At 30.1% G+C, this 26,703-nt stretch carries 23 protein-coding genes; all 23 read right to left on the reverse strand.

The window, feature by feature from the left end; genetic code table 11:
• Positions 1 to 163 precede the first annotated feature (163 nt).
• The 23 genes from RMO53_RS02565 to RMO53_RS02675 all read right to left on the reverse strand — a co-directional run bounded on the left by RMO53_RS02565 (position 164) and on the right by RMO53_RS02675 (position 26,613).
• Positions 164 to 919, reverse strand: a complete 756-nt coding sequence (locus RMO53_RS02565; protein ID WP_310377785.1) for an SDR family oxidoreductase — start codon at positions 917 to 919, stop codon at positions 164 to 166.
• The gene (locus tag RMO53_RS02570) at positions 909 to 1,967 is read right to left on the reverse strand and encodes a ketoacyl-ACP synthase III (protein WP_310377786.1); all 1,059 of its coding nucleotides are present in this window, start codon (positions 1,965 to 1,967) and stop codon (positions 909 to 911) included. The genes RMO53_RS02565 and RMO53_RS02570 overlap by 11 nt, the downstream gene beginning before the upstream one ends.
• A gap of 2 nt (positions 1,968 to 1,969) precedes the next feature.
• Positions 1,970 to 2,191: an acyl carrier protein gene (locus RMO53_RS02575; protein ID WP_310377787.1), complete on the reverse strand. Its 222-nt coding sequence runs from the start codon at positions 2,189 to 2,191 to the stop codon at positions 1,970 to 1,972.
• Positions 2,192 to 2,202: 11 nt separating this feature from the next.
• Entirely contained in the window at positions 2,203 to 2,859 is a 657-nt protein-coding gene (locus tag RMO53_RS02580) for a serine acetyltransferase (protein WP_310377788.1), read from the reverse strand.
• A gap of 88 nt (positions 2,860 to 2,947) precedes the next feature.
• The gene (locus tag RMO53_RS02585; protein ID WP_310377789.1) at positions 2,948 to 4,012 is read right to left on the reverse strand and encodes a ketoacyl-ACP synthase III; all 1,065 of its coding nucleotides are present in this window, start codon (positions 4,010 to 4,012) and stop codon (positions 2,948 to 2,950) included.
• Positions 4,002 to 4,958: an acyl carrier protein gene (locus RMO53_RS02590; protein WP_310377790.1), complete on the reverse strand. Its 957-nt coding sequence runs from the start codon at positions 4,956 to 4,958 to the stop codon at positions 4,002 to 4,004. The genes RMO53_RS02585 and RMO53_RS02590 overlap by 11 nt, the downstream gene beginning before the upstream one ends.
• Positions 4,959 to 5,017: 59 nt before the next feature.
• Positions 5,018 to 6,532, reverse strand: a complete 1,515-nt coding sequence (locus RMO53_RS02595) for an amino acid adenylation domain-containing protein (protein WP_310377791.1) — start codon at positions 6,530 to 6,532, stop codon at positions 5,018 to 5,020.
• 1,136 nt (positions 6,533 to 7,668) lie between these two features.
• A complete protein-coding gene (locus RMO53_RS02600; RefSeq protein ID WP_310377792.1) occupies positions 7,669 to 8,811 on the reverse strand; it encodes a glycosyltransferase in 1,143 nt (380 codons plus the stop codon).
• A 66-nt stretch (positions 8,812 to 8,877) separates the two neighbouring features.
• Positions 8,878 to 10,161 (reverse strand): oligosaccharide flippase family protein, encoded by a 1,284-nt coding sequence (locus tag RMO53_RS02605; RefSeq protein WP_310377793.1) that lies wholly within the window; start codon positions 10,159 to 10,161, stop codon positions 8,878 to 8,880.
• Entirely contained in the window at positions 10,142 to 11,467 is a 1,326-nt protein-coding gene (locus tag RMO53_RS02610) for a hypothetical protein (protein WP_310377794.1), read from the reverse strand. The genes RMO53_RS02605 and RMO53_RS02610 overlap by 20 nt, the downstream gene beginning before the upstream one ends.
• Before the next feature lie 26 nt (positions 11,468 to 11,493).
• Positions 11,494 to 12,561, reverse strand: coding sequence for a Wzz/FepE/Etk N-terminal domain-containing protein (locus RMO53_RS02615; protein ID WP_310377795.1), 1,068 nt, complete (start codon positions 12,559 to 12,561; stop codon positions 11,494 to 11,496).
• A gap of 14 nt (positions 12,562 to 12,575) precedes the next feature.
• Positions 12,576 to 14,975 carry an SLBB domain-containing protein gene (locus RMO53_RS02620; protein ID WP_310377796.1) on the reverse strand — a complete coding sequence of 800 codons (2,400 nt, stop codon included), beginning with the start codon at positions 14,973 to 14,975 and terminating at the stop codon, positions 12,576 to 12,578.
• 245 nt (positions 14,976 to 15,220) lie between these two features.
• Entirely contained in the window at positions 15,221 to 15,835 is a 615-nt protein-coding gene (locus tag RMO53_RS02625; RefSeq protein ID WP_310377797.1) for an acetyltransferase, read from the reverse strand.
• Positions 15,825 to 16,427: a sugar transferase gene (locus tag RMO53_RS02630; protein ID WP_310377798.1), complete on the reverse strand. Its 603-nt coding sequence runs from the start codon at positions 16,425 to 16,427 to the stop codon at positions 15,825 to 15,827. Before RMO53_RS02630 ends, RMO53_RS02625 begins: the two co-directional genes overlap by 11 nt.
• A 120-nt stretch (positions 16,428 to 16,547) precedes the next feature.
• Positions 16,548 to 17,723: a glycosyltransferase family 4 protein gene (locus RMO53_RS02635; RefSeq protein ID WP_310377799.1), complete on the reverse strand. Its 1,176-nt coding sequence runs from the start codon at positions 17,721 to 17,723 to the stop codon at positions 16,548 to 16,550.
• Positions 17,710 to 18,795 (reverse strand): glycosyltransferase, encoded by a 1,086-nt coding sequence (locus RMO53_RS02640; protein WP_310377800.1) that lies wholly within the window; start codon positions 18,793 to 18,795, stop codon positions 17,710 to 17,712. The genes RMO53_RS02635 and RMO53_RS02640 overlap by 14 nt, the downstream gene beginning before the upstream one ends.
• Positions 18,792 to 19,679 (reverse strand): glycosyltransferase family 2 protein, encoded by an 888-nt coding sequence (locus RMO53_RS02645; protein ID WP_310377801.1) that lies wholly within the window; start codon positions 19,677 to 19,679, stop codon positions 18,792 to 18,794. The genes RMO53_RS02640 and RMO53_RS02645 overlap by 4 nt, the downstream gene beginning before the upstream one ends.
• Positions 19,679 to 20,773 carry an EpsG family protein gene (locus tag RMO53_RS02650; RefSeq protein WP_310377802.1) on the reverse strand — a complete coding sequence of 365 codons (1,095 nt, stop codon included), beginning with the start codon at positions 20,771 to 20,773 and terminating at the stop codon, positions 19,679 to 19,681. Before RMO53_RS02650 ends, RMO53_RS02645 begins: the two co-directional genes overlap by 1 nt.
• 25 nt (positions 20,774 to 20,798) lie before the next feature.
• A complete protein-coding gene (locus RMO53_RS02655) occupies positions 20,799 to 21,725 on the reverse strand; it encodes a hypothetical protein (RefSeq protein ID WP_310377803.1) in 927 nt (308 codons plus the stop codon).
• Complete coding sequence (locus tag RMO53_RS02660; protein ID WP_310377804.1) at positions 21,726 to 23,156, reverse strand: MBOAT family O-acyltransferase; 1,431 nt, start codon at positions 23,154 to 23,156, stop codon at positions 21,726 to 21,728.
• Between the two features lie 2 nt (positions 23,157 to 23,158).
• Entirely contained in the window at positions 23,159 to 24,277 is a 1,119-nt protein-coding gene (locus RMO53_RS02665; protein WP_310377805.1) for a glycosyltransferase, read from the reverse strand.
• Positions 24,277 to 25,053 carry a glycosyltransferase gene (locus RMO53_RS02670; protein ID WP_310377807.1) on the reverse strand — a complete coding sequence of 259 codons (777 nt, stop codon included), beginning with the start codon at positions 25,051 to 25,053 and terminating at the stop codon, positions 24,277 to 24,279. Before RMO53_RS02670 ends, RMO53_RS02665 begins: the two co-directional genes overlap by 1 nt.
• Positions 25,054 to 25,056: 3 nt before the next feature.
• Positions 25,057 to 26,613, reverse strand: coding sequence for an oligosaccharide flippase family protein (locus RMO53_RS02675; RefSeq protein WP_310377809.1), 1,557 nt, complete (start codon positions 26,611 to 26,613; stop codon positions 25,057 to 25,059).
• Positions 26,614 to 26,703 lie beyond the last annotated feature (90 nt).

The raw sequence follows: 26,703 nt of genomic DNA on the forward strand, positions 1-26,703 counted from the left end.
GTATAAAAATATTCAATCTTAAAAAATATGCTCCACAGCTGTTGTTTTCATATCAACTAACATTTTGCATTTGCTTATATCATTTGTAATTATTTGTGCTATTATCTCAAAAACATTGAGGTTTGTTAATGACTTTTACCAAAAATCATAAAACACAATTTATTCATAAAAATGAAGTTCTACCACCATCAATAACAATCGACTGACCTGTTATCCATTTTGAAGCGTTGGAAAGTAAAAAAACAACTGGCAATGCAATATCTTTAGGTTCTCCGTAGCCTAAAGGATATTTAGATCGATCAATATCCATTATTTCTTTTGACAAAAGAGTCTCTGCTTGTTTTGACATATCCGTTTCCACCATACCTGGTTGAATTGAATTCACTCTTATATGTTTTGAAGATAGTTCGTTTGCATACACTTTGCTTATTCCATCCAAAGCAGCTTTTGTAATAGCATATAGACCATTTCCTTTAGCACCTCTAATTGCAGATATTGAACTTATAAAAACAACGGATGCATTTTTATTAATTTTCTTGTTCTTTAACAATTCAGAAAATAAAACCAATACACTATCTAAATTTATTTTTCTAATGCTTTCATAATCATTATAATTAAAAAAATGCATTGGGCTTACATGTGCAATACCAGCTGAATGAACAAAACCATCAATTTTTATAGGCAACTCAGACACTAATAGATGAATATTTTCTATTTCAACTAAATCAAACTTAACTACTTTAGATCCTACTAATGAATGCTCCTCTATGTAATGTTGTAGTTTTTCAACATTTCTTCCAATACCAATAAAATTACCTCCAGCAATAGCTATTTGTTTGCAAATTTCAAGGCCTATACCAGATGTAGCACCTGTTACTAAAATTGTTTTACTAATTAAAGAAAAATTGTTATCCTTCATATTCAATTAATTCATTTATAAACTCGTCTCCTATTTCAAAATAGGCACTACCAATGCTTAATCCAATACCAAAACCACACATCGCAATTTTTTTGTTTCTTGCGTCTGCACCCAGAAGCGATAGGGTTAAAGGAATACTTGCTGAACTTGTATTACCGTATTTTATAATTGAATAAGGTACTTGAGCACTTTCTAATTTTAATTTTTTTCTAATCATTTCTAACATAAACTTATTTGCTTGATGAAGTAGAAAATAATCAATATCAGAAACTTCTTTGTTTATAAGTTCCAGAAACGATTTTATTTCACGAGGTACTTGTGTTATCCCAAAAGAAAAAACATCTGTTCCGTTCATTTTAGGATTTACCCTTGTTCTCTTACTACCATCGGAATCTTCCAAAACATGTAATGATTCTTCTGAAAATCTATTACGAAAACCTCCGTCTGGAATAATTATCGATTTAAAACCCGATCCATCCGACCAAAGTTTAAAATTAAAATTTTTTCCTTCCCTAAATTCAAAAGCGGTAGCACATCCTGCGTCCCCAAATAATGGTGCAGCTGTTTTATCTGCTTTATGAGCAAGTAGACTTGATGAATCTCCTACTAATAAAATACCTTTTTTAAAACTATGAGAAGCCAGCATTGCCGAAATTACTGATGCGCCATACACAAAACCGCTACATCCCAGTGGGATATCAAAACAAGCAGTATTTTTTGATAAACCCAAACGATTCTGTAAAATTATTGCAGTATTAGGAATTAAATAATCTGGTGTTTGTGTAACCATAATTAATACTCCTATTTCATCTTTTTCCCATTCTAATTTTTTAATTAATAACTCTGCTGCTTGATAACATAAATCAGATACCAAAACACCTTCCTCCAAATGCCTTTTTTCTTCAACACCAGTCATTTCAACAAATTTTATGGCTTCGTCAGGAGAGTTAAAAAGTGTGTTTTCTAAATTAAATATTTTAGTTTTTGGAACGCAACTTACTGAACCCGATATTTGCACATTAGATATATTTAAGATACCCTCAGACATAATTATTTAGATTGTATTCTTGTGTACAAATTTTCTAAAGTCAAACTTTCTTTAAAATCTACAGCTATTATTTGTTTACCATATTTTTCGTCTACCATAGCAATTATCATAAGTGTAGTCATAGAATCCCATTCATCAAGGCTTTTATAATCTGTATTATGATTTATTTCGTTTTTTTCAGTGTCTTCTAAAATTGCGTAAAAATTTTCAATAAATTCTTCCATGATAATTAAGTTTAAATTTGTATTTTTTTTGCTGGCATACCAAAATAGGTACAGTTGTTTTTAATGTTTTTTAGTATCATCGTGTACGACCAAATGTTATTATTATCGCCAATACTTTTGTTTTGTAAAATTGCAGAATTTAAACCGAATGAATTACCATTACCAATCATTACATTACCTGAAATAGAAACTCTAGGTGAAAAAGTGTTAAAGTTACCTATTGATGAGTCGTGTCCTATTCCGGTTCTAGCTCCAATGATATTAAAGTCACCTATATTTACATTTCCTGTAATACCTACATAATCCATAATAATATTTCCTTTCCCCATTTTACTGTATTCTTCATCAAATATTAAAGTTCCATCAACTAAATTCGGAAAATTAATTTTAATTTTTTCTCCTAAAAAAAGATTAATAATAGTATTCCTTGCTTCTGGATTATTGATTGCGATTATCACATCTGGTGCTGTGTGTATTTCATTTTTGCATTTCAATATAAAATCATTAACATTAGAAACAACGTCAATATTTCTAATCTTTGAGCCAATTTTATCTGAATTATCATCAATGATATAAATATTTTTCCATTTTTTTTTGTAAAACCTATCAATCAAAAATAAGACTTCCATTGTGAAACCACCTGCACCAATAATATATAAATCCTTCATGTTTTTTATTTATTGTTTTTTAACGGTCACTTTCTGTTTACTATTAATTCCCTCAGGTAATAAAAAATTAGCATGCTTGTTTCGTGATTTAATAATTTATTATTTTACAGAAATCTAAATTTTCTAATTTCCATTTAATGATACTCCAAGTTAAACCAACACCAAATCCACCAAAACAAACCTTGTATGAACTAGATAATGCTTTTTCCCCAATATTTTCGCAAACATTTAATGGTACAGTAGTGCTGCTTCCGTTACCATATTTTTGACTAATATTGTTAGGCATTTGTTCGTACGGAATATTCATTTTTTCAGCCAATTTCTCCAACATAAATTTGTTAGGCTGATGAAAAAGGTAATAATCAAAATACGATTTGTCTATTTTTAAGGTGTCAAACATTTCCTGAATCATTTCTGGCACTTTGGTTTGTACAAAATTAAACACTTCGTCTCCCTTCATCACTAAGTGGTCTAATGCTCTAAAGTTTCCAGCTGCATCCTCTCTTAGTATTGCTGTTTCAGCGGTCGAAAGCGTTTTAAAACCACCAGCAGGAATCTGCAAACTCAAGGCACTTGTTCCATCCATTTTAATAAACAGGTCTATTTCCTCATCATCAAATGAATTTTCTATAATGGTTATCGTAGCACCATCACCAACTAACGGTCGACTATTTCTATCTTTTTTAGAAATTTTTTTACTTAAAACATCGGCGTTCAAAAGCACTACTTTATTTATATTTCCTGTGTTCAATAGCATAAATGCTTGCATCAAGCCCACTTCAAATCCGGCACAACCTTGATTTATATCCATCGAAATCACATCTTGACTCAAAGCGAGTCGCCCGGAAATCACATTAGAAGTCGCTGGCAAAAAATAATCTGGAGACTGAGTACACAAAACAACGGCTCCAATAGAATTTTTATCAAGCAATTGATTATCAATTAAATGGTTTATTCCAAAAACACACAAATCAGAAACCGTAGTGGTATCATCTACAATTCGTTGTGTTCCATAACCCATTATTTTCCCGAGCTTGATACTTTGTTTTTCCGAAAAGTTATAGTTTACTATTTCGTCTAAATAATGGATTTCATTACTTGGTAAAACGGATAATATACCTGTTATTTTCTTATTTTTAAATTTAAGATGCATTTTTAGACACTTCGATTAAATTTAAAATAGAAGCTACATTATAAAAACTTTCTGGAACAATTAAAGCACCAATTATTTTGACTTCGAATGTGTTCTCTATATCAACCACTAGAGTTATTATATCAAAAGAGTCTAAATATCCTGCTGTGATAAAATTTGCTTTTTCATCATTAAAATCAAATTCTGGTCGTGTGTCTTCTAAAATTTTTATTATTTTTTCGTTCATTATATTTTTATTGAGGTAAATGCTGTTTGAAATTCGGTCTTTTACAAAACCAAATTCTATATGTTTTTTTATAGAGTATTCATTTCTTATATCGATCCAACTGATGTAACGCTTGATTTCTGGATCACAATTTAAACAATATTTAAATATTAATTCCCCGTATCCTTTTCCACGAAATTTAGAAATCACTAACCAAAAAAGTAAATTTTTTGTAGTCCCTTTTATTTCAGTTAAAAAAATTGCGGCAATTTCGTTATCTACTTTTATCAAATGAATACTTTTTTGCAATTCTTTCAATTTTTCTAGTGTAGGAATTCTTTCCGTGTACTTGTCGAAATTTTGCTCTAAAATATTCAATAAAGCTTCAAAATCATGTTCCTCTGGATTTTGAATTAGGGAATAATTCAAATCCTCTTCCTGTTCTTTTTGCAATCTGTACATTCTAAAAACGGTATGATAATGATAATTACCCTGCGAGTTTAACCAATTTTTAATTTGCAATGATTTTTCAACTTCATTTTCTAAAACTATCACTTCCGTAACATAATTACCTTCTTGTAATACTATAGGATTTTGAGAAAGTAATGCAGTATTATTTGCATAAAAAAACATATTCTTAAAATCATGGTTTGATTTTTTATAAAAACAAAACAAATTCTCGTCTGTTTGATTGTCAAAAAAACAGGAATCTTTGTTGTCAAAAATATCTCTTTCGGTCATGAAACAATTTGTAACAAACGGCTTTGTTTTTATTTCCGATAAAATTTGTAAATCCGTCATTATAATTGCTCCTTAAGTTCTAATCTATTTATTTTACCATTTGCATTTAAGGCAAAAGTTTCTTTTTCGATCCATATTGTAGGAATCATATATTTGGGCAATGTATTTATCAAATCTTTTCTAATCTCGACATTTGATTTGTGTGCGACAAAAAAAGCAGCTATTTCTTTTTTATATTCATCATATAAAACGCAGGCGTTTTTGACCCCTTCGACTCCTAACATTGCGGTTTCTATTTCACCTAATTCGATACGATAACCCATGTGTTTGATTTGGGAATCTTTCCTACCTACAAACATTATTTCTCCGTATTCATTTTCATAGACTAAATCACCTGTTTTGTAAACTAAATCTGGATATAAATTGTGCAACGGATTTTGTACAAAAGCCAATTTTGTTTTTTCAGGATCATTATAATAACCAAATGCCAATGACGAACCTCTTACACACAACTCACCTAAATCACCTTTTTTTGCAAGAAGTCCGTTTTCAGAAACAATCAATACATGTGCGTTTTTACAAGCTTTACCAATAGGCAAAGGCTCATCATCATTAAATTCTCTATCCACGGTGTAGTAGGTACAAATGACCGTAATCTCTGTTGGACCATATAAATTTGCGTACAATGCACTTGGATAATTTTTTCGCCAATAATTCAAATGTTTGTTAGGCATTGCTTCACCTGCAAATAAAATTTTATTTAATGAAGTTGGTTTTAAGGTCGAAAAAGCATCAAAATTGGAAACATTATTCAAAACCGATGGAACCCAACATACGGTATTTATTTTTTTTTCATTAACATATTCTATGAGTTTTATGGGGAATGCAAATCGATCTTCGGGGATAATGTTTAAGGTTGCACCCGTAACCACCATGGAATAAATATCTAAAGTAGAAACATCAAAATAAAAAGGAACTTGATTGCCAATTGTAGCTGTGTCTGTAATAGAATAGGTTGTAATTGCCCATTCTATAAAATCAATAACTCCTTTGTGGGAAATTAAAACCCCTTTTGGATTTCCGGTTGAACCTGAGGTGTAAATGGCATAAATGGGATCTAAATCTATAATTTGCTGCGAAATTTGTTCGATTTGATGAACATTTTCCTTTGTCAATGGCTCACTTAAAACATTTTCAAGTAAAATAATTTGACCTGTATATCCAAGTCCTATTAGTTTTTCTTGGTGCGCTGAATCTGTGATTACAAAAGCAGCATTTAAATTATCCAAAATTTTTGCAACTCTATCAACAGGTGATTTAACATCTAACGGCACATAAAAATTCCCACTTTTAAAAATACCAATGAAGGACAATATAGACCATCTATTTTTAGACAAGTAAACGGCAATTGGCTGTCGTGAAGAGTTGTTCTTTGAAACAATTGCTGCTGCGATTTTATTTGAAATCACATCCAATTCTGAAAATGAAATTTGAGCATGATTGTCATCAATAGCCGTTTTATTCGGAAATTTAATTACCGTATCCTTTAAATATTCGATTAAATTTATTTTCACGTTGTGTTTATTGTTTATAAACTCTATTGAGTTAATTATATCATCTAAAAATAGTCTTTATATAATTCTTTATTTGGTATAATTAGTTCAATAAATAGGTCTGTATGACCTTTAAAGTTTGAAATTAGTAGTATTCATTAGGTTTGTTTAAACTTTTGTTGACATTCAAATAATCTTTAAAACTAGCACTATTGAATATGTTACGAAACATAAACACTAATGTTACTTTATTCCATTTAAAAAATTAACAGTTTTATTTTATTTACTTATTATGATGTTGCGTCTCGACTGTGTTTGTCTTGACAAAAATGGCGCTTGTTATTAAAAAAAAATGAACTGTACTATTGACAAAATGTTGTTAAAAAAATAAAATTCTTGAAAGTAAAAATAAAAAGTTAGGATAAGATTAATGTAATTAAACCCCATAAAAAAAGTATACACTTTAAAAAAATTCCTATTTTTTTTAGGAAAGCATAAAAAAAGCTTGTTTTTATTGACAAATTATTAGCCCTATACTTTGCGTAATAGAAAGAATTATAGGATTAAAATATGTAATGTTGTGGTGATGTATGGTTTTTTATTTCCTGTTTTGATGAAATCTATACAAAAAGAAAAGTGATAGCTAAGCCGTTTTAGGTCTAAAAGAGGTTTTTTTTGAGTAACTGTCACTGATTGTTGATGTACTCAATTTAGAAAAAATCAGTATAATTTACCAGAAATAAGACTGTGAATCACTCACTGTAAAGGCCGATAAAATTACAGTTTAACCCGTTGGGTGTAATTCAATGTATTTATTTTAAACACATAGAACTGTCTACAGAAAGGCAGGAACATAGTTTTTATAATTATTCTTAAGGTGTTTCACTTTTTTAAAGCTAAACATAGCAATGAAAAAAACAAGACCCAAGCGTTAGCGAACTGGCGAAGCAATTGGTCTATAATGTTCTTTTTTCTATGTTTCGAACCTGTACTGCGCTAGGTCAAAGTACGTTAATAAAATTTATTTCTAAAAAATCAATAATTATACCCAACGGGTTACCGTTTATTTTAGCTACATTTTTATAACTATTATTTTGAAACTTCAAATTAAACTGATGTTATATTGTAAACTCAAAAGTATTTTAAAATATTTTTTCCTACACATTAAACATTTTTAAATAAAATTCTAACCATTTTTCAGAAATTGTTTTTGCTGAAAAGTTTTCCAATACATACACTCTACCACCTTTACCTAATGATTCAACTAGATTTTGATCATTATATAATTTTTCCATAGCAAAATGAAGAGAATCTACGTTTGCCACTTTATGCCTTATACCCGTTTTGTTTTCAATGATACTCTCTGTGAGCCCATAAGTATCACTGCATATTATTGGCTTTTCTAATAACGAAGCTTCTATTACACTTAATCCAAAACCCTCTCTATAGCTAGGCATGCAATATATATCGCAAGCTTGTATTAAGCGTTCAGGTGTTGGAGTTACACCATAAAATATAACTGATTCAATATTTTTTACTTTTTGTTTTACCATAAGTGTCATATTCTCTTCATCACCACCAACAAGCAATAAGCGAACATTTACATGTTTTTCACGCAAACGATTAAAAGCTTCGGCTAATTCATTTATACCTTTTTCGGAATTCATTCGACCTAAAAACATATAAACCACATCGTTTTCTTTAATCCCTAATTCAGCTCTTACTCCTTTTTTAACAATAGCATTTGGAATAAACCTATTTGTATCTACTCCACTAATAGAACCTTTTCCTAAAACAAAAGAATGAGTTGCTGCAACTATTTTATTTTTTATTAAGAATTGTCTTTGTGATTGTCCATCTACCAAAATATGGGTTGAATTCCAAACTGTAAAACGATCGAAAAACATTAATAAATATTTATAAGCGCCTTTTTTTGTGTGCCAAACCTGACCCGTAAAAATATGAATACGATTAGAAACACCTACCAAACGTGCGGCTAAAATGCCTAATAAACCGGCTTTTGGTGTTACTGTGTGTACAGCGTCAAACTTCATTGTTTTGAAATAAGAACATAAATATAATAAAGTGCGTAAATCGTTTATTAAAGCGATACCTCTTGTTATTTTTATATTTTTTAATTCTTTTATTTGAAAGTCCGTAGAATAAATCATTTCTTCCTCTAGAACATTAGCCACCAAGTAAATGTCAAAATAAATACTTAACTCTTCGATATGATTCTTGAGAAATACTCTTGCAGTTCCTAAGGAAGGAACCACAAAACAAATTTTTTTTCTTTTCATAATTATAATGATTTATTTTATTTTAACTTGAACTTGAAATCGTATTCTAAATTTGAAATTAAGAAACTATTTTTTTAAAGAATTGATTTTATGCTCTTTTCTTTCATAAAAATAATTAGTAACAATAAATAATGTCAATAAGATTAGACTAATATAGTTTGAAAATAAAAAGCATTTTGAGAGCAGTAAAGCATTGCCTTTAAAATTTAGGTTAATATAAAAAATAAAGATTCCTATAGTTAATCCTTCTCGTAGGAATCTAAAAAAAAGGTAACTCCATCTTCTCTGAATAGAAATTAAATACTGGAGCAAGACCAAACTAGAACAGAAGGGTAAAATTCCTAAAATTAAATTTATAAATACTTCGTTCAAACTTTCTTCAGAATAACCTCCAAATAATGAGAATATTTGTTTTGAAAAAATATAAAAAACCAGACCAACTAATCCGGACAATACCAAATTTAAAAAAACTGTTTTCAACAGTAACTTTTCTTTGTTGCTTGAAATAGATAAATAAGACAATAAAATGTTATTTAACAAATTGGGTATAAAAACAATAAACATAACCATACGCATGGCAACATTAAATAAACCTAAATCTTCAAAACTAGCATTCTTAATTAAAATAATTGAAGTATAAAAAGCGGTGAGAATAACGAGTAATTCACCAATACCTACAGGAAAAGAAAACGCATATAGTTGTTTTAAATCATGTTTAATATCATTCACTCCTCGCTTATTGAAAGCATGACCTTCTTTAAAATAAATATAAAAAAACTGTACCACATAATGAACTAAAAATGCTAAAAAAACACCAATAATTCCAAATTTATAACCAAAAAAATAAGACAGTGGTATATAAAATAGCGCTGAAATAATCACTGACTTAAAATAAGTTTTTAATGATTTAATTCCAATAAAATAACTTTCGATAAACGTTAAAATTAAATTTATTAAAAGGGTTGAAGCGAAAATTAAGATAAAAAATAGATTATAAGAAAAATCGTAATTTTCTAACAATTCATCTCTAAAAAAAATACTTCCTAAAAAAAATAGAATAACAATTATTATTACGAACTTAATGACACTTAAAAGCTTATTTAAACCATCATTTTTATTAATTGCCGAAAAGTAAATTAAAGATTTATCGCCACCGAATAAAATAAAAACAATTAAAACATCGTAAGCTTGTTTTAAAAATGCATATTTTCCAAATAAATTTGGTCCAAAAATACGAGCTAATAATAAAGCTACAATTAAAAAAGCCGCTTTTTGAATGAAATTAGCTGTAAGTGATAAAATTCCATCCCCGTATTTAACTGCAATACTTTTAAATAATTTTTTTGTCATTCCAGATAGAATTTTTGTTCTGTTTAATACTTTCAATAAAAACAACTACCATTATTAAAGCCGGGAATATTTTAGCTCTGTGCCTCATTGCAGTTCCAGTATTTTCTGTTCCAATAGCAAAACCTAATGAAACGATTAAAAATAAAATAAAAAATATTTTGGGAAATATTCTAAAAAAATTATTACATATAAGTTTTCTACTCCTGATAGTTTTGTAAATTAAAAAATAGTAAAATGAACTATCTATTAAAATTGCAGTCAAATCCCCTATGCCTCTTACATCATAAGGCATTGGAGAAAAAATAAAATAAATTAATTTCAAGGGTACTAAAGTTATAAAATCAACTGCGGAACTTATTTTATAATTTTTTAAGTATGTAGAACCGCCTTCTTCACTATTAGATTGATATTTTTCGTACAAAGTTAAATTGTTCTCATCTACTTGCAAAAATGAAAATTTTCCGCTCAAAATTGATGAATCATTCGCAATAATAATGTATGAAAAACCAATACAAAGAAAAAATAAAGTTAATCTCTTGAAAGAATATTTAAATCTATATTTTTCTACCTCTAAGAATAAAAACATATAACCATAAACTAGCAAACTAATTATCATCCCTGAATGAAATAGTGAACTTAACAAAACAAAAAGCACCGTTATAAATATATTGATCTTATTATTTGTCATTAACCACTTTGTGAAAAAAAAGATGCTATAAATAAAAAAGAACTGTATCAGTGCTTCACGTAGTAATATTGAAGAGAATATAATGTTTTGAGGAAACAAACCATATAAAACTAAAAAAAATAATTTTTTAGAGTCATCAAAATTAAATAAATCAAGAATTTTGTAAAAAACAAAAATTGACCACATTCCTAAAATCACATTAATAAATTGTGAAAACAGTCTTTGGTCACCAATAATCCAATATAAAACCCCCAAAAATTCTGTATATCTTGTATATGAAATCTCGTTAATCATACTCAAATCTTTTGAGACATCAATTCCCCATATATAAAACCTTTCAGAGTCGCCACCACTATGAAATACGTTAACTAACGCTTTTCCGTAATAATCTATGTATAATAAAAATATCCTAAGAAGAAAAAAAATAAATAAGAGAAATTTTGTTATATAATTTTTTATACTAATGAAAATAAAAAAAAAGATCATTAATGAGTTAAAAGCAACGAGTATATTGGATAATAATTCATTGTTGATAAATGATTTAAATAAAAAAGAAGTTAACAAACTACAAAAAAGTATGATTATAAAAAATCTTTCAGCTAATTTTAAATTTATCATTATTATTTTTTGAGTTGTAGGTATAATTATTCCATTAATTGTTTAAAAATATTTTTAAACATTAAAAAAAGTAATGCTATAAATAAAGCAACAACACTTCCTAAAATCACACCAAATACTACACCAATTTTTTCTTTTTTTAAGGGCAAAATAGGACTATCTATCACCTTAATTAAAGGAGTTTCTTTGCGAAGTGCCACTTTAGCCAGTTCAGTTTGTTTTATAATTTCAGTTAAAATAAAAGTATTTGCCTGAACATCCACTTGTTTTCGTGCTGTGGGAGTTTTTTTTACATTTAAAGCTTGATTGAGATTGAAAGTATTGTCTACAGAAATGGCAACTCCTGTGATAGCACTATTCAATTCAGCACGGATAGAATCAGTTTGTTTTATCAAAATACTTACATTCTCTCGAGCTTTTTTGCTTTTATAATCAATATAAAAATCAGAAACTTGCTTTGCTATAGCTTCGGTAAAATATTTAGCAAACAATTCGTTGTTAGATTTTGTAGTAATAACAATAAATCCTATTTTTTTATCTTTTTGAGATACTGTCAAATTGGCCATTGAAAGATCATCATAAATAACTCCCAAAATACTATCATGTACTCGAGTAAAGTCTATTCGAGATGAGTTTGGCAAAAACTGAATTGATTTAAGTTTTTGATTCTCTTCCCATTTATTACGCCAACCCTTATTTTGAATATACATTTCTGCCAATGATATTTTTTTCTTTTCAAAAATAATTGGAGACAATAGCGTTCTTTCAACCATATTTCGTGAAAGGAAAAGTACGGGCAAATTAGATCCCGAAAAAGCTCCTCCGTTACTTCCTCCAACTAAATCAATTCCAAATGGACTGTCAATACTTAGAGAACTATTTCCACCTGCACTTTTATCTTCTAAAGCAAAGGTTAAAGTAGCTGTATAAATAGGTTTTTTAGTAAGCGCATAAGCTAGTCCTATAATACCGCCTATTACCATTGCCAATGCAATAATTTTCCATTGGGTCAGCAAATAAGCATACCAATCTTTCGCTTTATACAGTAATTCTTTTAACGTAATTTCGTCATTTTGTTTTTGTAAATTCTCCATGAAAATAATTAATGTTATTTGAAAGTAGTTATGATTAGTAATCCCAAAGTAGCAATAATACTTCCTATACTTATTATTTCAGCAGTGCTTCTTGTCTTTTTCTCTGGTCTTTCTGGAACAACTATCTGCGAACCTGGCGCAACCTTTGGATACGATCTTACAAAGAAAAAGGAACTGGAAACTGCGGTTTTACCGTTAGGATAAATGATAAATGCTTTCTTTTTCCAAGCTTTAGCATCCGTGCCGCCAACTGCGCCTAAATAATACCCAAATGCTTTGCCTTTTTCGTAAGGAATCTCTGATGTCAATATTACATTCCCTGATATTTTCACGTTTTCGTTATAAACAGCAACTTCTATTTCATCACCTGGAAACAACGTTACATTAGTATTGTTGTTTGGATCTTGCACAATTTTTTTCCAATCAACGGGAATAGTAGCAAATTTCAAATTTAAAAGTTTATTGGTTAAAACATTTTGAATACTGTCATTTTTTCCCAAATTAAAATTCACTCTTTGTAAATCTTCGACTTGCTTGTTTAGAATTGGTCGATTGATTTTTACACCATCTAAATTCGCAACAGATGTCAATCCACCAGCTCTTTTAATTAAGTCGTATATTTTTTCTTTCTTATTAATCAAAACATATTTTCCTGAATAATTCACAGCTCCTTTAATGGTTACTATTTCAGGCTCTTCATAAACAGCCATTCTACGGATAGTAATCACATCAAATGGTTTTAAATCAAAGTTTTGTGCTTGTTCGTTATTATTGACATCAATCTCAAGATTAAATAATTCTGCTTTAACAGGACTATTATCGTCTATTTCTTCTGATTTTATCATTCGGGCAATTTCAACTTTCTTTGAAGACGAACCTATTAATCCTCCGGCTTCAATCAATAAATCATTCAAAGTTAGATTTTCATGATACTTATAGGTTCCGGGTTTTTTAATCTCTCCATCTATGGTTATTTTATATTCTTGCTCAAAATCCAAAATAGAGTAGATGTTTACCACATCTTCTTTATGTAAAACAAGATTAGCTGTTGCATCTCCAACCAATGCTTTGACAAGATTGATTTGCAGCATTTGGGCAGTCAAATCATCTTTCAATCTTATAATTCTTGCTCTTTGGGTATAAGCATCTTCTTTTAATCCTTCTGCTTTTTTTACCAAATCAGAAACTCTCATTCCTTCGTAAAAGGAATAAGTGTCTGGTCTAAAAACAGCTCCAGTTATTTTTATTCTATTTTCGAATCTATTTAAAATTCTAGTTACTTTGAATACATCACCAGACTGTGGTTTGTAAGTAGCAAACTCTGATGCCTTGAGATCTCTTACTTTGAATTCCTTGTCGGTTTTTTGAGTAATATTGATAGATGCCGTGTAGGCAAGTTCATTAAATCCTGAGGCAAAAGACAACAAATCTTTAAAGGTCTCTTTAGGTTTTAATTCGAAAATACCGGACCTTTTTACTTCTCCTTCGACTGCCACTCTCAGCGAATAGGCTGGAATGCGAATTACATCATTATCTTTTAATCCAATATTATCAGATTGATCACCATTGACCAAAAAATGGTAAATGTCTACATTTTTAAAGACTTTGTTATTGCGTAGTAATTCTATATTTCTATAACTTCCGTTTTTTCCTGGACCGCCAGCTAAATATAGTGCATTGTATACTGTTGCTAATGAGGACACAGAATAATTTCCCGGAAGTTTGCTTCCTATGACTGTGATTTTAATTGTTCTAACTTTGCTTAAACTAACACTTACTTGTGATTGTCCCGATCGAACTGTACTGTAAACATTAGCAATTGCACTGCGTATTTTTTGGGTTGCAGCTTCAATAGTCATTCCTATTACTGCTATTTGCCCTACAAATTGTATGTCAATGCTGCCTTCAACAGTTACAGGAATTGTAGCATTAAAAACCTGAACTCCATAAACACTTATTTGAAGTTCATCGCCTGGACCTAAAATATAATTTACTGGAGTCGCTAGTTTTAAATTAGGTTCAAAATTAAGCGTTGGATTATCAAATAATTCGGAGCCAAAAACCAAACTATTTTCTAGGTCTTTTTCTTTTCTATTACTCACTTTTTCTTGTCCACGACCTAAATCAAGATTTCCGGCAGCAATAGTATTGCTTATTGTAGTATTTTTTAACTTTGCTTTTAATTTAGTTAATTCTTGAATAGACATCCCTTTTGATAACAAAATAGGTTCTGCTTGTTCTATACTTAAATTAACACTCTCTAATTGAGTCTTAACTTTCGCAATATCTACTTCGGATAAATTATCTACTTTAATAGTAGTCAAGTCTTTGTCTTTTAATAAATCTTGGGCTTGGACAGTTGTAGTTTGAAAAAAAATTGCAATTAGTACAATAACAGTAAGTACTTTTTTCATGTTAATTTTATATTATATTTATTTTATGAATACTTTTATAATCTCCTAATTTAAATTCATAAAAATTGTCTGTTTTACATTAAAATACTTGTATTTTAAATAAACCATTTTGTTATTTATTAATAATTAACAATATAACATTCAATGTTTTTAAATTTTAGTTAAAAAAAAGATTGGTAAAATTAGTAAAAAAAAAAATCGAATCAAAGTACAAATAATACCTTGATTCCAATTTTAAGTCTCAACTATACTGTGTTGTATTTTATAATTTTACCAGGATTTCCAACTACTACTGCATAATCAGGTATGTCATTGATAATTACAGCACCTGCACCAATAGTAACCCATTTTCCAATTTGTATTTTTTGAATCACTATTGCTCCAATTCCTATATGTGTTCCTTCACCTACTTGAATGCCGCCAGCTAAAGAGACACTAGGTGAAATATGTACAAAATCTTCTATTTTACAATCGTGTTCTACAATAGCAGCTGTATTTATTATGCAATGTTTACCTATTATTACTTTTGGATTAATAATTGCACCAGCCATAATAACAGTACCTTGCTCAATTTCCGCATGACTTGATACTATCGCTTTTGAATGTATAGCTGTAGCATAATTAACTACTAGTTTGGTCGCTAATGTCTTTCTGGCTTTGTTATTTCCAATTGTTAATATCACATTACTCAACGAATTAAAATCAAATTGACTGGCTAGTTTGACTTTTTTGCCTAAAATGTTTTTTACGTTAGGGTTTTCATCAACAATTGAACTTATTCTAGTATTGTTGTTTTGCAAAATATCTATTACAACTTTACAATGCCCACTGGCACCATATAATATAAGTTTAGTTTCCATGGAACGGTTCTATTGTTGCTGCATTTGCAGCGTTTATACCTTCGGATTTTATAATTTTGATTATGGTTTTAAAAAGTATTTTAAAGTCTACTATGAAAGATACATGGTCTACATACCAAACATCATATTGAAATTTCTTGTCCCATGAAATGGCATTTCGCCCGTTGACTTGAGCCCAACCTGTAATTCCGGGTTTTACTTCGTGACGGCGGTTTTGAAAATCAGAATATAAATGCAAGTAGTCTGGAAGTAGTGGTCTTGGACCAATAAGACTCATTTCGCCTTTGAGCACATTGATTAATTGTGGCATTTCGTCTAGTGATGTTTTGCGTACAAGACTACCTATTTTTGTCAATCTATCCGCGTCGGGTAGCAAATTACCCTTTTCATCTTTGCGTTCGTTCATAGTCTTGAACTTAATTATTTTGAAAATTTTTCCGTTTTTGCCTGGTCTATTTTGGAAAAAAAAGGGATATCCATCATTGGCAAAATATAAAAAAACAGTTACAACAATAAATAACGGGGACAAAATAACCAAACCAAAAAAGCAGGCTAAAAAATCGAATGTTGGCTTTAAGATTGTTTTATACATGTTTTATTATACTAAAAATTCATCAAAATTATCATTGCATATTTTTTAAAAATACTACTTCATTGTGTTTTATTATGAAATAAATGTCGCATTATAGCATCCAATTCGAAAATTTCATTTTTATTGGTTTAACATTTCATTGCTACACCTTGAATATTCGAGCTGAATAGCGTTCCAAACTACTTCTTGTTTATATCGAGAAACTATCATGGTTCGGGCTTGTTGTTTCATTTCATCAAGTAAAACAGGATTGTCAATCATTTTTTTCATGGCATCAAAAATAGCACTTTGGTTTTTAACAGGAATAATAAACCCATTATTATTTTCTTGGATAATTTCGTTACAACCGTTTATATCTGTAACAATACTGGGCAAATTCATTGCTCCTGCTTGCATCACAACATTCGGAAAACCTTCACGATAACTCGGGAAAACAAGTGCATCAGCAATCGAAAAATAAGTCCTGACTTCATTCTGAAAACCGACTGAAAGTATGGATTTATTAGTGTTAATAATTTCGAGAGTTTTAGATTCTAATGGGTCTAAATCACTTTCGTAATTACCAACTAATATTAATTTGACCGTGCTTTTTTCTTTTTGCAAAAGCTTAAAAGCAGTAACTAATTCGTTTATTCCTTTGTCCTTTACTAATCGACCTACGAAAATAAAAACAAAATCATTAAGTGGAATCCCCAATTTTATTTTTAAATCGAGTTTAGATTGTTCTGAAAAATGCTCACTATTAAAATAAGCGGTATCGATTCCGTTTACGTTGCCATTTGCAATAACTTTTAATGGCTTTTTAGTAATACTATACTTTTTTAAATCATTTTTTACCCCTTGACCTTCAGGGAAAATATGGGTTGCAAAAAGACATAAAACCCGATCCATGTTTAGTAATAATAGTTTCAACAACCCTTTTTTGGAAGGAAAAATTAAACCCGTAAAGGTATGTATTCTAATAGGAACTCTAGCAAAATAGGCTGCAATCATGCTTAGTAAACCAGCTTTTGGTGTGATTGAATGTACGATTTGTGGTTTTTCATTTTTAAATAAAACATACAATTGCCATAAAGAAACTAAATCTTTCAAAAGACTAATATTCCTTTGCATCGATAGGTTTATGGTTCTAACTTGCTCTCTATTGGCAACTTCTTTTAAGTGATTGTCTTCTCCAGATACTGCAATAACTTCATAGTGTTTTTGCAAGAAAGATAATTGTCCTTTGAGCAAAAAATCCAAGGATAGTGCTATGGTAGCGGTGCGAATTAGTTTAGGTTTTTCAGATAGCTTCATACAAGTGAATGTGTTGATCAACCATAGTGCTAATGTCGTATTGATTTGCTTTTTCTTGGCAAGCAATTGCAACTGCAAGATAATAGTCCGGATTGTCTATCAAATTTTCTAGCACTTGAGCTAATGCTTTATCATTTCCTTGTTCGAATAAAATTCCTACGCCAGAAACCACCTCTGATAAACCCGCAACTTTAGAGGCTACAAATGGTTTTCCAGAAGCCATACCTTCTATACTAGAAAGCGACAAGCCTTCGTAATGTGACGACAGCACAACAATATCAGCAGTTTTGAGAAGTTGGGGAACATCTGCCCGAAGTCCTAAAAATAAAACCCTTTCGCTCAATTGAAGTTCTTGCACTAGTTTTTCGCAGTCCGATTGCAAAACTCCATCGCCCACAAGCAATAGCTTATATTCGATAGGCAAATGACTTAACGCTTTTATCAATGTGGGTTGGTCTTTTTGTTCTCTAAATCCTGCTACTTGAATTAATAATATAGTATCTTGATTTATGCTGGGGTGAATTTGGATTTTTTGATACGGTTTAGATGCTCTAATAGCGGCAAGATTGACTCCGTTTTCGATAACTACAAATTTGTCGCTTGTTGAATTCGTATGTTGCTTCATAACGATTTTTATTTCGTTTGTAATACAAATTATTTTATGGTAGTAGCAATAAATGAAGCATTCTAAAAGTTTGAAAACCTTATTTTGGATTCTTACATTGGTAATATTATGTTCCGTAAAAAAGAGTTTTGTTTTAGAAAAAGACAGTAACTTTGCCAAAACAACCCAATATTGAGCAGGAAATAAATGAACATGTAGGATATCATACTTTTTTAAATAGGGAATGATTTTAAAAATATGTATTGGATTGTATACAGATTTTAACCCCAACGAATATATTGTACAACACTCTAAATCTTTTAATTGTTGCAGAAAAGGATAATTCGTACCATTTAAAACGAGAACATCCATAACAATTCCTTTTTCACGATACAACGGAATTGTTTCCAAGAGCAATTTCTCGGCACCACCAGTAGCTAAGTTATTGATTACCTGTAATATTTTCATGAGGTAATTGCTGTTTTATAACGAATATAGCCATTTAAGAGTAATCCAAATGGAACACTCGCTAAAACTAAAATTGTATGTTTTGTTTTAAAAAGTGAAGCAAAATCTCCAGAGAAAAGTATACTCGAAACCAAATGAATGCTGTTCTTAATTTTTTCTTTAAAATTCAAACCGTAATCTATTCTACTAATTCTAGAAAAGGCAAATCCTTTTGGATTGTTTTTATACTGTTTAAAAATATTCATTGATGAACCGTCTGCTTGATATTCGACAATACATACTACTTCGTTTACTGGTTTGTAATCGTATTTTTGATCTATCAAAACATATTTATAATCTAAAGGCACGAATTTTTCATCTTTAAACAAAGGATATTCTGGTATTTTTTTTGCAATTTCTGTGAATAAAACTAACTTTTTGTCTCCTTTTACTCCATGTTTTAAATAGAGTTCATTGAGTTTTACTTTAGTCAAATGTTCTGGAATAGCAGTTCCTATTAACTTGCCTTTTTTATCTGCATCTAGCGCTATAATTCCTGCAAAAATAGTAGTATCTATTGCTAACAAATGGTTCAAAATAATGGCTACTGCATCATCTGGCATAAAATCATCTGAATCTATACATACGTTCCATGGTGTTGTAATGTTTTTATAAGCGGTATTGTGTGCGCCGTGCATGCCTTGATTTTCTTGATAAATATAGCTAATTTCAATTTTATTTTCTGTAATCCAAGAATTGACTAGCTCATAAGTATTGTCCGTAGATCCATCGTCAATTAGCATCCAAATAAAATCCTGCGAAGTTTGACCCACTAGACTTTCATAGACTTGGTGCAAGCAATAGGCACGATTAAATGTAGGAGTAAAAATGGTTATAGACTTCATTAACTTTTTATAAAATTCATAAAATAGGTAAACATGTAATAGAGCAACAAAACGAAACTTATAATTATATTAATGTGTTTAATATTTCGCAGTTTCAAAAAGGGATAAATTATAATTATTCCTAGCATAAACCAAGACAAATAAGCAAAACGGTTAGAGAAATTAGCACGAATTACTAATATCCAAATTCCATTTGTAAACAAAAACACATTCAACAACCTGCTGTACAAAACATCCTCAAATTTTTGTTTTACAATAAAATACCAACCTGTATAAACTCCAGAAAAACTGTATACAATAAAATCCCATCTAAATCCTGTACTGCTAAAATTATCTCCTTCGACATTCCCGGAGGTTAAATTTGAAACTCTATCATCTGCAAAGCCTAAACCTGCAAACATACTTTCCCAAAAACCTCCTAAAACTAGTGAAGCCGGAATCGTTATCAACCAAAAAGCCATATACATTTTTGGTTTATTATTTAAAAATGTGAGCCCTAGCGCAACTGCCGGCAAAAGCATCGTAGAATGAAAACAACAGGCAAGTGCTATAAAAATTGACATGATAATCTTTTTGTCAATAAAAGTAAATGCCATAAGCATTAATGAAGTTGCTATTCCATTTCGGATACCATTAACTCCATAAACCCAAAATGAAAAGGAACCAACTAACATTAAAAAAGAATAAAACCAGAGTTTATCAAACCATTTTTTTGACAAATACCATAGCGGAGCAATATATATAACTGCACATAAAAAGAAAAAACTTTCTGCTGACATGAACTTTGTACACAACATCATAAATTGATGAAAGAGGACATCGTGTTTCTCCGTGATTTCATAATTATTTTGATACATATTAAAATAATTATCATAAACGAGCATATCACCAAAAAAACCACTTATAGGTCTTAAACCCATATATAATAATACAAAACTAAACAATATGAATCCAGTGATTCGGATATATGCTTTGTTTCTTTTATCATCAATCTTCAATAATTGGGAATGAAAAAAAGTGATGAGTATAAAAGCCAGTATCACATTATAATATAATGCGGTATAAATTTCTATGGGTATGATGCCTGTATCCATTCTTATTCTATTTTAGCCAAATGGGTTATTGCGTTTTTAATTTATTGAAACTTTTTATCGAATCACACAATGATTTTGAAAAAGCTGCACCACTATTTTTGTCCAAATGTACTCCGTCGTAGGAATAATATGAATTTTCGACCAAGGTATAATTTACATATTGAATTTGGTTTTTTTGAGCCAAAGCATTCATGTCGTTATCAAAACCATTCCAAAATTGTTCTTCAATAGCAATAATCGCTTTGCTACAAGGTATTCTAACAAGTACTACTGTACCGTGTTGTTTCAAAAATTCAATTGTTTTTTCGAGATACATAAATCGATACGCTGATTTTTTCCAATGATCGGCAAAACCTTTATACATTTTTATTTGTTCTTGTTTCCATTGGTTCAATAGTATGGTATCCTTTGGAATATTAGATTCTTCTAACCAGCCATCATCATGAACTTTTGAGGTTCTTTTAATTATTGCTTTGAAATGAAAATAGCTGTAATTTTTAAAAAAATATTCAAAATTAGGGTTCATTGCAAAAAAACTCATATTGTGTGGAGGCAAATCTTTTTCAAAGAAAATTCCCTTTTCAATAGTATCACCTTCCCGTTCCGCCATGAGCCAAGGTTGTATAGAGAGAATAAAAAGTCCATTTCTGGTAGTTTGTTTTACTTTTCCTTTTATACTTTTCAAAAAACCATCGCCATACGTGGCTTGTGAAAGTGTAAAACTATAATTAAAAATTGGCAAATCGAAATCACCTTTCAAATTTTCGTTAATTACCGCAGGTTGAAGTCCTTGAAAACTTCTAGATTCGCCAATAATCAATGCACTTTGTCTAGGAGAAGAAACCTTGTTGTAGAAATAATCTACATAACCGCCATATCTAGAGAGCATAATAAGTACAATCCCTGAAATGAGTATCGAAAATAAGAGCAGTTTTATTATAAATTTTTTCATCTAAAATTGGAAATAAATAAAGGAATCTGAACTCGCACCAAACAATACTATCAAAATAAAAACGGCAAGATAAATCGCCCAACGTATGTAACGTTTTTTACAATTCGAAAGAACTAATCCATGCGTTTCTTTGCGTTGAAACCATTCTACAATTAGCAATAGGACTATAAATAAAAAGGGTTTTAAATCCACTTCTGGGTAACCATATTTTTTATAATCAACTAATTTGTGTAAATAGCCCAAAGCTCCTTTGACAGTTGCAGAGCGAAAAAACACCCACGCAACGGTTGTTAATGCAAATGTAATTCCCATTTGAAAAAACTCTTTTACAGACGGAAACCATGAATTTTCGGCAACTATATTTGTGTTTTTACGATTTAATTTAAAAATAATCAAGGGCAAAATAAACAAGGCGTTTAATGCTCCCCAAATTATAAAAGTCCAGTTTGCGCCATGCCAAAATCCACTGACCACAAATATGATTATGGTATTCCTTATTTGAATTAACAAACCTCGATTGCTTCCACCCAATGGAATATATAAATAATCTCGAAACCAAGAGGACAATGAAATATGCCATCTACGCCAAAACTCTGCAATATCTCTAGAAAAATAGGGGAAATTAAAATTTCGTAATAATTCTATTCCAAATAATCGTGCGGTTCCAAGTGCGATATTAGAATATCCTGAAAAATCACCATAAATTTGAAATGCAAAGAAAACGGCACCAATCAATAAAGTCGTTGCATTAAAATGGTCTTGATATTCAAAAACACGATTCACAACTGCAGCACAATTATCTGCAACAACCACTTTCATAAATAAACCCCACAATATTTGCCGTAAACCATCAACTGCTTTTTCATAGTTAAAGGTTCTTTTATTTTGAATTTGTGGCAATAAATGGGTAGCTCTTTCTATAGGTCCAGCAACTAATAAAGGGAAGAAACTAACAAAAACCGAGTAATCAATAAAGTTTTTTTCTGGTTTTATTTTATCCTTGTAAATATCAATTACATAAGACAATCCGTGAAAAGTATAAAACGAAATTCCTACAGGAAGTATAACACTGAGTGTCCAAAAATTTGATTGTAACCCGAAACCTAAGAGTAATTCAGCAAAGGAATCTATAAAGAAATTATAATATTTGAAAACGCCTAAAAATCCTAAATTTACAGAAATACTCAACCAAAACCAAAATTTCTTTGCTTTAACAGTTTTAGATTCGTGCATTTTTATCCCAGTGAAGTAATCTAAGAGTGTCGAAAAAACAAGCAAAAATAGAAATCTATAATCCCAAAAAGCATAAAAAACATAGCTAGAAACAAGTAAAACTATGTTTTGATATTTGATGTTATTTTTGGCAATAAACCAATACACAAAAAAAACTATTGGGAGAAAGGCTAAAAAAGCAAAAGAATTAAAAATCATATTTATTTACAATTTTGAAACAATTCAAACCAGTTCTTCATGACGTTTTGCGTAGCAAATTGTTTGCTTTTTTGGATTGCAAATTTGCCCATTTGAATTCTAATGTCTTTGTTTTGCAACAAATATACTATTTTATTGGCCAATTCATAGTGGTCACCATTTGCAACCAGAATACCATCTTGGTTGTTTGAAAGTATGTTTTTTGGACCTGTTGGACAGTCAAACGAGACTATTGGTAACCCAATCGAAAGCGATTCTAATAAAACCATTGGAAAACATTCTGAATGTGATGACAAAACATAAAGTGAATAATCTGTCATTATTTGTAACAAATTGTTTGTTGCCTCCTTTATAAAAATGGTGTTTTCTAGTTTATTTTCATCGATTAACAATTGTAATTCTTCGACGTATTTTTTTTCACCTTGTCCGTAAATGTGCAGTTGACTTTCTGGTTCTTGCTTTGCAACTAATGCCCATGCCTTAATCAGGTTTTCAAAACCCTTAACCAGAGCGATTCTTCCTGCTGCAATGACATTCTTACTGTTTAAACCAGCTTTTAGATGCTGTTGAATTGAAATTGAGTTTGGTATAACCACTAAATTTGTTGATTTAAAAAAAACTTTTTCGTCTGGATTGAGGAGTATTAATTTATCGTATTTTGACTCAATAAAATCATTGGCATTGTAAACTAATTTTCTTAAAAAGGACTTATTTTTTATTCTGGCTGTACTTTCATCATATCTAGAGGAATGATATTCTTTAAATTTTAGTGCTTTTGCATTGATAAAAGGCGCCCAATAAAAATCAAAAGCGTAGTTGCAAATTATAATTACATCTGGGTTTATAGCGTCGAGAACTGATTTCATTTTTGAGAAATGATCAGGAATTTTCAAGACGTTTTTTATATGAAAATAGGATAAATTTCGATTGTAATTAATGCCTATATCAATCAACTTAATATTTTCGTGTAAGGTATAACAAGGTGGTTTATTTTCTTGTTGCGTGGTCAAAATAACTACTTCGAAGCCAAATACTGTGACAAAGTAATTCGCTTTTTCTGCCATGACTTTTTCGAGTCCGCCGTGAAGGTAAATTTGATCTGTTGAAAATACAATTTTCATTACTTCGTCAGTTTATCTTTAATTGATTTTAAATTAAAAAAATCAATAACTCTATTTATTGTTTTTAAACCAAAAAATGAAATCAATTTTCGTTTAATATTTGGCAAAAAAGTCACCCTTTTTGGAACCCAAGACATGGCAAAATGATGAATCGAATAGGTGTTTTGTGTAGCATTTATAATTCCTGTTCCTTGATTTTTTGCACAAAAATAATCTTGAGGAAACAGTAATAAACTATTTGTGTCCAACCCATTTGCATGACGTTTAAAAATTTCACTCTTTGGTAATTCAACAATTGTTTTAAATTGCTCAATTTGTGACATCATGATTCTGGGTAAGGTTAATGTATTGAATGTTGCATCTTGATTTATGAATGATTTTCCTTGATAATAGTCTAAACATTTGCCGACCCAATCACAATGTTGAGCTGCACCAAAAACGCCTGCTTCAATAATTTGATTTCCTTCGGAACCAATAAAATAAGGTAGTTCTAACAAATCATCAAAGCTTTTTACTACTTCAATATCCGTATCGAGATAAATTCCTCCAAAATTATATACTGCATAAAGCCGAATATAATCAGCCGCAAAAGCATATTTTTTAGTTTCAAAAGCCTGTTTTACCCAACTGTTTTGCTCCAAATTAAAACGGTTTGTGTCCCAAAGAATGAACTCATAATCCGGAAGTTTCTCTTTCCAAGTGGCAATACACTTTTCAATAGTTTTAGGAAAAGCATCGTTACTTAACCAGCAATAATGAATTATTTTTGGAATCATTTCTTAGGGTTTATGAACTGTTTTTTTAGTGAATTTAAAGATAAAACTTGAGGCAAAATTAAGCAATATCTGAAATTCAATATCTTTTTTGAAAAATAAATAGATAATTATATTGGGAATTATCAAACATAATAATCCTTTGAGAATCATGTTGATTATAATTGAAAAATGCAAAAAGTAACTAATACAATAAATCAATACTAATGAAACTAATAACAAAATCAAGTACTTAAGATACTTTTTGAAATATTTTATAGGATTTAATTGCAATGCCAAAGTATGAATTATATAGGGATCATACCAAGCATTTGTGAGTAATCGTGCTATTGCTGTTGCAATTAAGATTCCTAACAATCCAAAATAAGAGCCTAATATAAAGGATAAAACTAAGTTTAAAAGAGCTGTTAATAGTATTAAATATTGCCCTTGTTTGAACAAACCCAAAGTAGATTTAAAAGACCAGACTGCATTTTGCATTCCATAAATATAAAAATTGAACACTAATGCTACCAAAACCGAAAAGGACAAAACAAATTTGGTTCCTATCCACAGTTCGATAAAATCATTAAGCAAAACAATCATAAAAATTGAGGCTAACCCAAAGACCCAAAAATTAGCAAAATTAATGACATTGAAGGTTTCAATTTTTTTTTCGTGACTTTCTGTTGCATTTACATTTGCGATACTGGCTGTTAAACCAGCGAAAACCTGCATAATTAATCCCAAAACTAAACCCGTTAACAAATTATAATTAGACAACAACCCAACCATTACTAAACCAGAAAAATAATTCAGAATTAGATTGTCTGTGTTGTTCACAATAAGCCCACCCACTTTGTTTAAAGCAGTAGATTTAATGTTCGAAATAATTTCTTTCTTAGTAATTTGATCTACTTTTTCGTTTTTAAATTGAGAGAGAAAGGGATAATATTTATGCACTAAATAGGATATTATTAAATTCCCTATAAGCTGAAAAAAAGTTTGCACTACGAGATAAAGAATAAAATTTCTGAACCAAATCAAAACCAGAATTTGGGTGAGGTTTTGAATAATAAAAACAACCGTATTTGTTTTAGAAATTACATAACTGCGTTGATCTGCCTGAAAAAGACTTAATTTATAACTAAAAAAATAGGACGATACCGTATTGAAAAGAAATAACAAATAAATAATCACCAAATTTCTTGCTATTGCTTCGGGTGCATTTTGTACAATGGTACTCAAAAAAGGAATCAGTAACAATCCAGCAAAGGCAATAGTTATAGCAATAACTGTATAAATTTTGCCGTACAAACGTATCAAAGCTGCCATTTTTCTATGGTCTTTTTCCGCAATGGGTTTGTATAAAGCATAAAGCATGGCGCTACCTATACCCAACTCTGCAAGAGACAATAGGGATAAAATATTAGTAAAAAGTCCGTTTACTCCAAGGTATTCAACTGCGAGGAATTTAATAAAAATAGTTCTGCTCACAAACCCCAGAATCATCTGAATAAGTTGGGACACTAATCCAAAGGAAATGTTTTTTATAGAATTTGCAATCCTGGAATTTTCATTCATTATTCACGTTTCTTTTTTAATCACTTTAGGTTTATCCCGATAGCAATCGGGACTCGAAGCTTTGCTTCGATTTTTTTTTGCCACAGATTC

It is taken from the genome of Flavobacterium sp. (assembly GCF_031409475.1).
GTDB lineage: Bacteria > Bacteroidota > Bacteroidia > Flavobacteriales > Flavobacteriaceae > Flavobacterium.

Excerpts from the sequence above, each read along its gene's own strand:
- RMO53_RS02670 (WP_310377807.1), bottom strand. The coding sequence starts at position 25,053 with ATGATTCCAAAAATAATTCATTATTGCTGGTTAAGTAACGATGCTTTT.
- RMO53_RS02675 (WP_310377809.1), bottom strand. The coding sequence starts at position 26,613 with ATGAATGAAAATTCCAGGATTGCAAATTCTATAAAAAACATTTCCTTT.
- RMO53_RS02570 (WP_310377786.1), bottom strand. The coding sequence starts at position 1,967 with ATGTCTGAGGGTATCTTAAATATATCTAATGTGCAAATATCGGGTTCA.
- RMO53_RS02650 (WP_310377802.1), bottom strand. The coding sequence starts at position 20,773 with ATGGATACAGGCATCATACCCATAGAAATTTATACCGCATTATATTAT.
- RMO53_RS02565 (WP_310377785.1), bottom strand. The coding sequence starts at position 919 with ATGAAGGATAACAATTTTTCTTTAATTAGTAAAACAATTTTAGTAACA.
- RMO53_RS02585 (WP_310377789.1), bottom strand. The coding sequence starts at position 4,012 with ATGCATCTTAAATTTAAAAATAAGAAAATAACAGGTATATTATCCGTT.
- RMO53_RS02615 (WP_310377795.1), bottom strand. The coding sequence starts at position 12,561 with ATGGAGAATTTACAAAAACAAAATGACGAAATTACGTTAAAAGAATTA.
- RMO53_RS02645 (WP_310377801.1), bottom strand. The coding sequence starts at position 19,679 with ATGAAGTCTATAACCATTTTTACTCCTACATTTAATCGTGCCTATTGC.
- RMO53_RS02590 (WP_310377790.1), bottom strand. The coding sequence starts at position 4,958 with ATGACCGAAAGAGATATTTTTGACAACAAAGATTCCTGTTTTTTTGAC.
- RMO53_RS02655 (WP_310377803.1), bottom strand. The coding sequence starts at position 21,725 with ATGAAAAAATTTATAATAAAACTGCTCTTATTTTCGATACTCATTTCA.
- RMO53_RS02630 (WP_310377798.1), bottom strand. The coding sequence starts at position 16,427 with ATGTATAAAACAATCTTAAAGCCAACATTCGATTTTTTAGCCTGCTTT.
- RMO53_RS02660 (WP_310377804.1), bottom strand. The coding sequence starts at position 23,156 with ATGATTTTTAATTCTTTTGCTTTTTTAGCCTTTCTCCCAATAGTTTTT.
- RMO53_RS02625 (WP_310377797.1), bottom strand. The coding sequence starts at position 15,835 with ATGGAAACTAAACTTATATTATATGGTGCCAGTGGGCATTGTAAAGTT.
- RMO53_RS02605 (WP_310377793.1), bottom strand. The coding sequence starts at position 10,161 with ATGACAAAAAAATTATTTAAAAGTATTGCAGTTAAATACGGGGATGGA.
- RMO53_RS02620 (WP_310377796.1), bottom strand. The coding sequence starts at position 14,975 with ATGAAAAAAGTACTTACTGTTATTGTACTAATTGCAATTTTTTTTCAA.
- RMO53_RS02580 (WP_310377788.1), bottom strand. The coding sequence starts at position 2,859 with ATGAAGGATTTATATATTATTGGTGCAGGTGGTTTCACAATGGAAGTC.
- RMO53_RS02665 (WP_310377805.1), bottom strand. The coding sequence starts at position 24,277 with ATGAAAATTGTATTTTCAACAGATCAAATTTACCTTCACGGCGGACTC.
- RMO53_RS02575 (WP_310377787.1), bottom strand. The coding sequence starts at position 2,191 with ATGGAAGAATTTATTGAAAATTTTTACGCAATTTTAGAAGACACTGAA.
- RMO53_RS02610 (WP_310377794.1), bottom strand. The coding sequence starts at position 11,467 with ATGATAAATTTAAAATTAGCTGAAAGATTTTTTATAATCATACTTTTT.
- RMO53_RS02640 (WP_310377800.1), bottom strand. The coding sequence starts at position 18,795 with ATGAAAATATTACAGGTAATCAATAACTTAGCTACTGGTGGTGCCGAG.
- RMO53_RS02600 (WP_310377792.1), bottom strand. The coding sequence starts at position 8,811 with ATGAAAAGAAAAAAAATTTGTTTTGTGGTTCCTTCCTTAGGAACTGCA.
- RMO53_RS02635 (WP_310377799.1), bottom strand. The coding sequence starts at position 17,723 with ATGAAGCTATCTGAAAAACCTAAACTAATTCGCACCGCTACCATAGCA.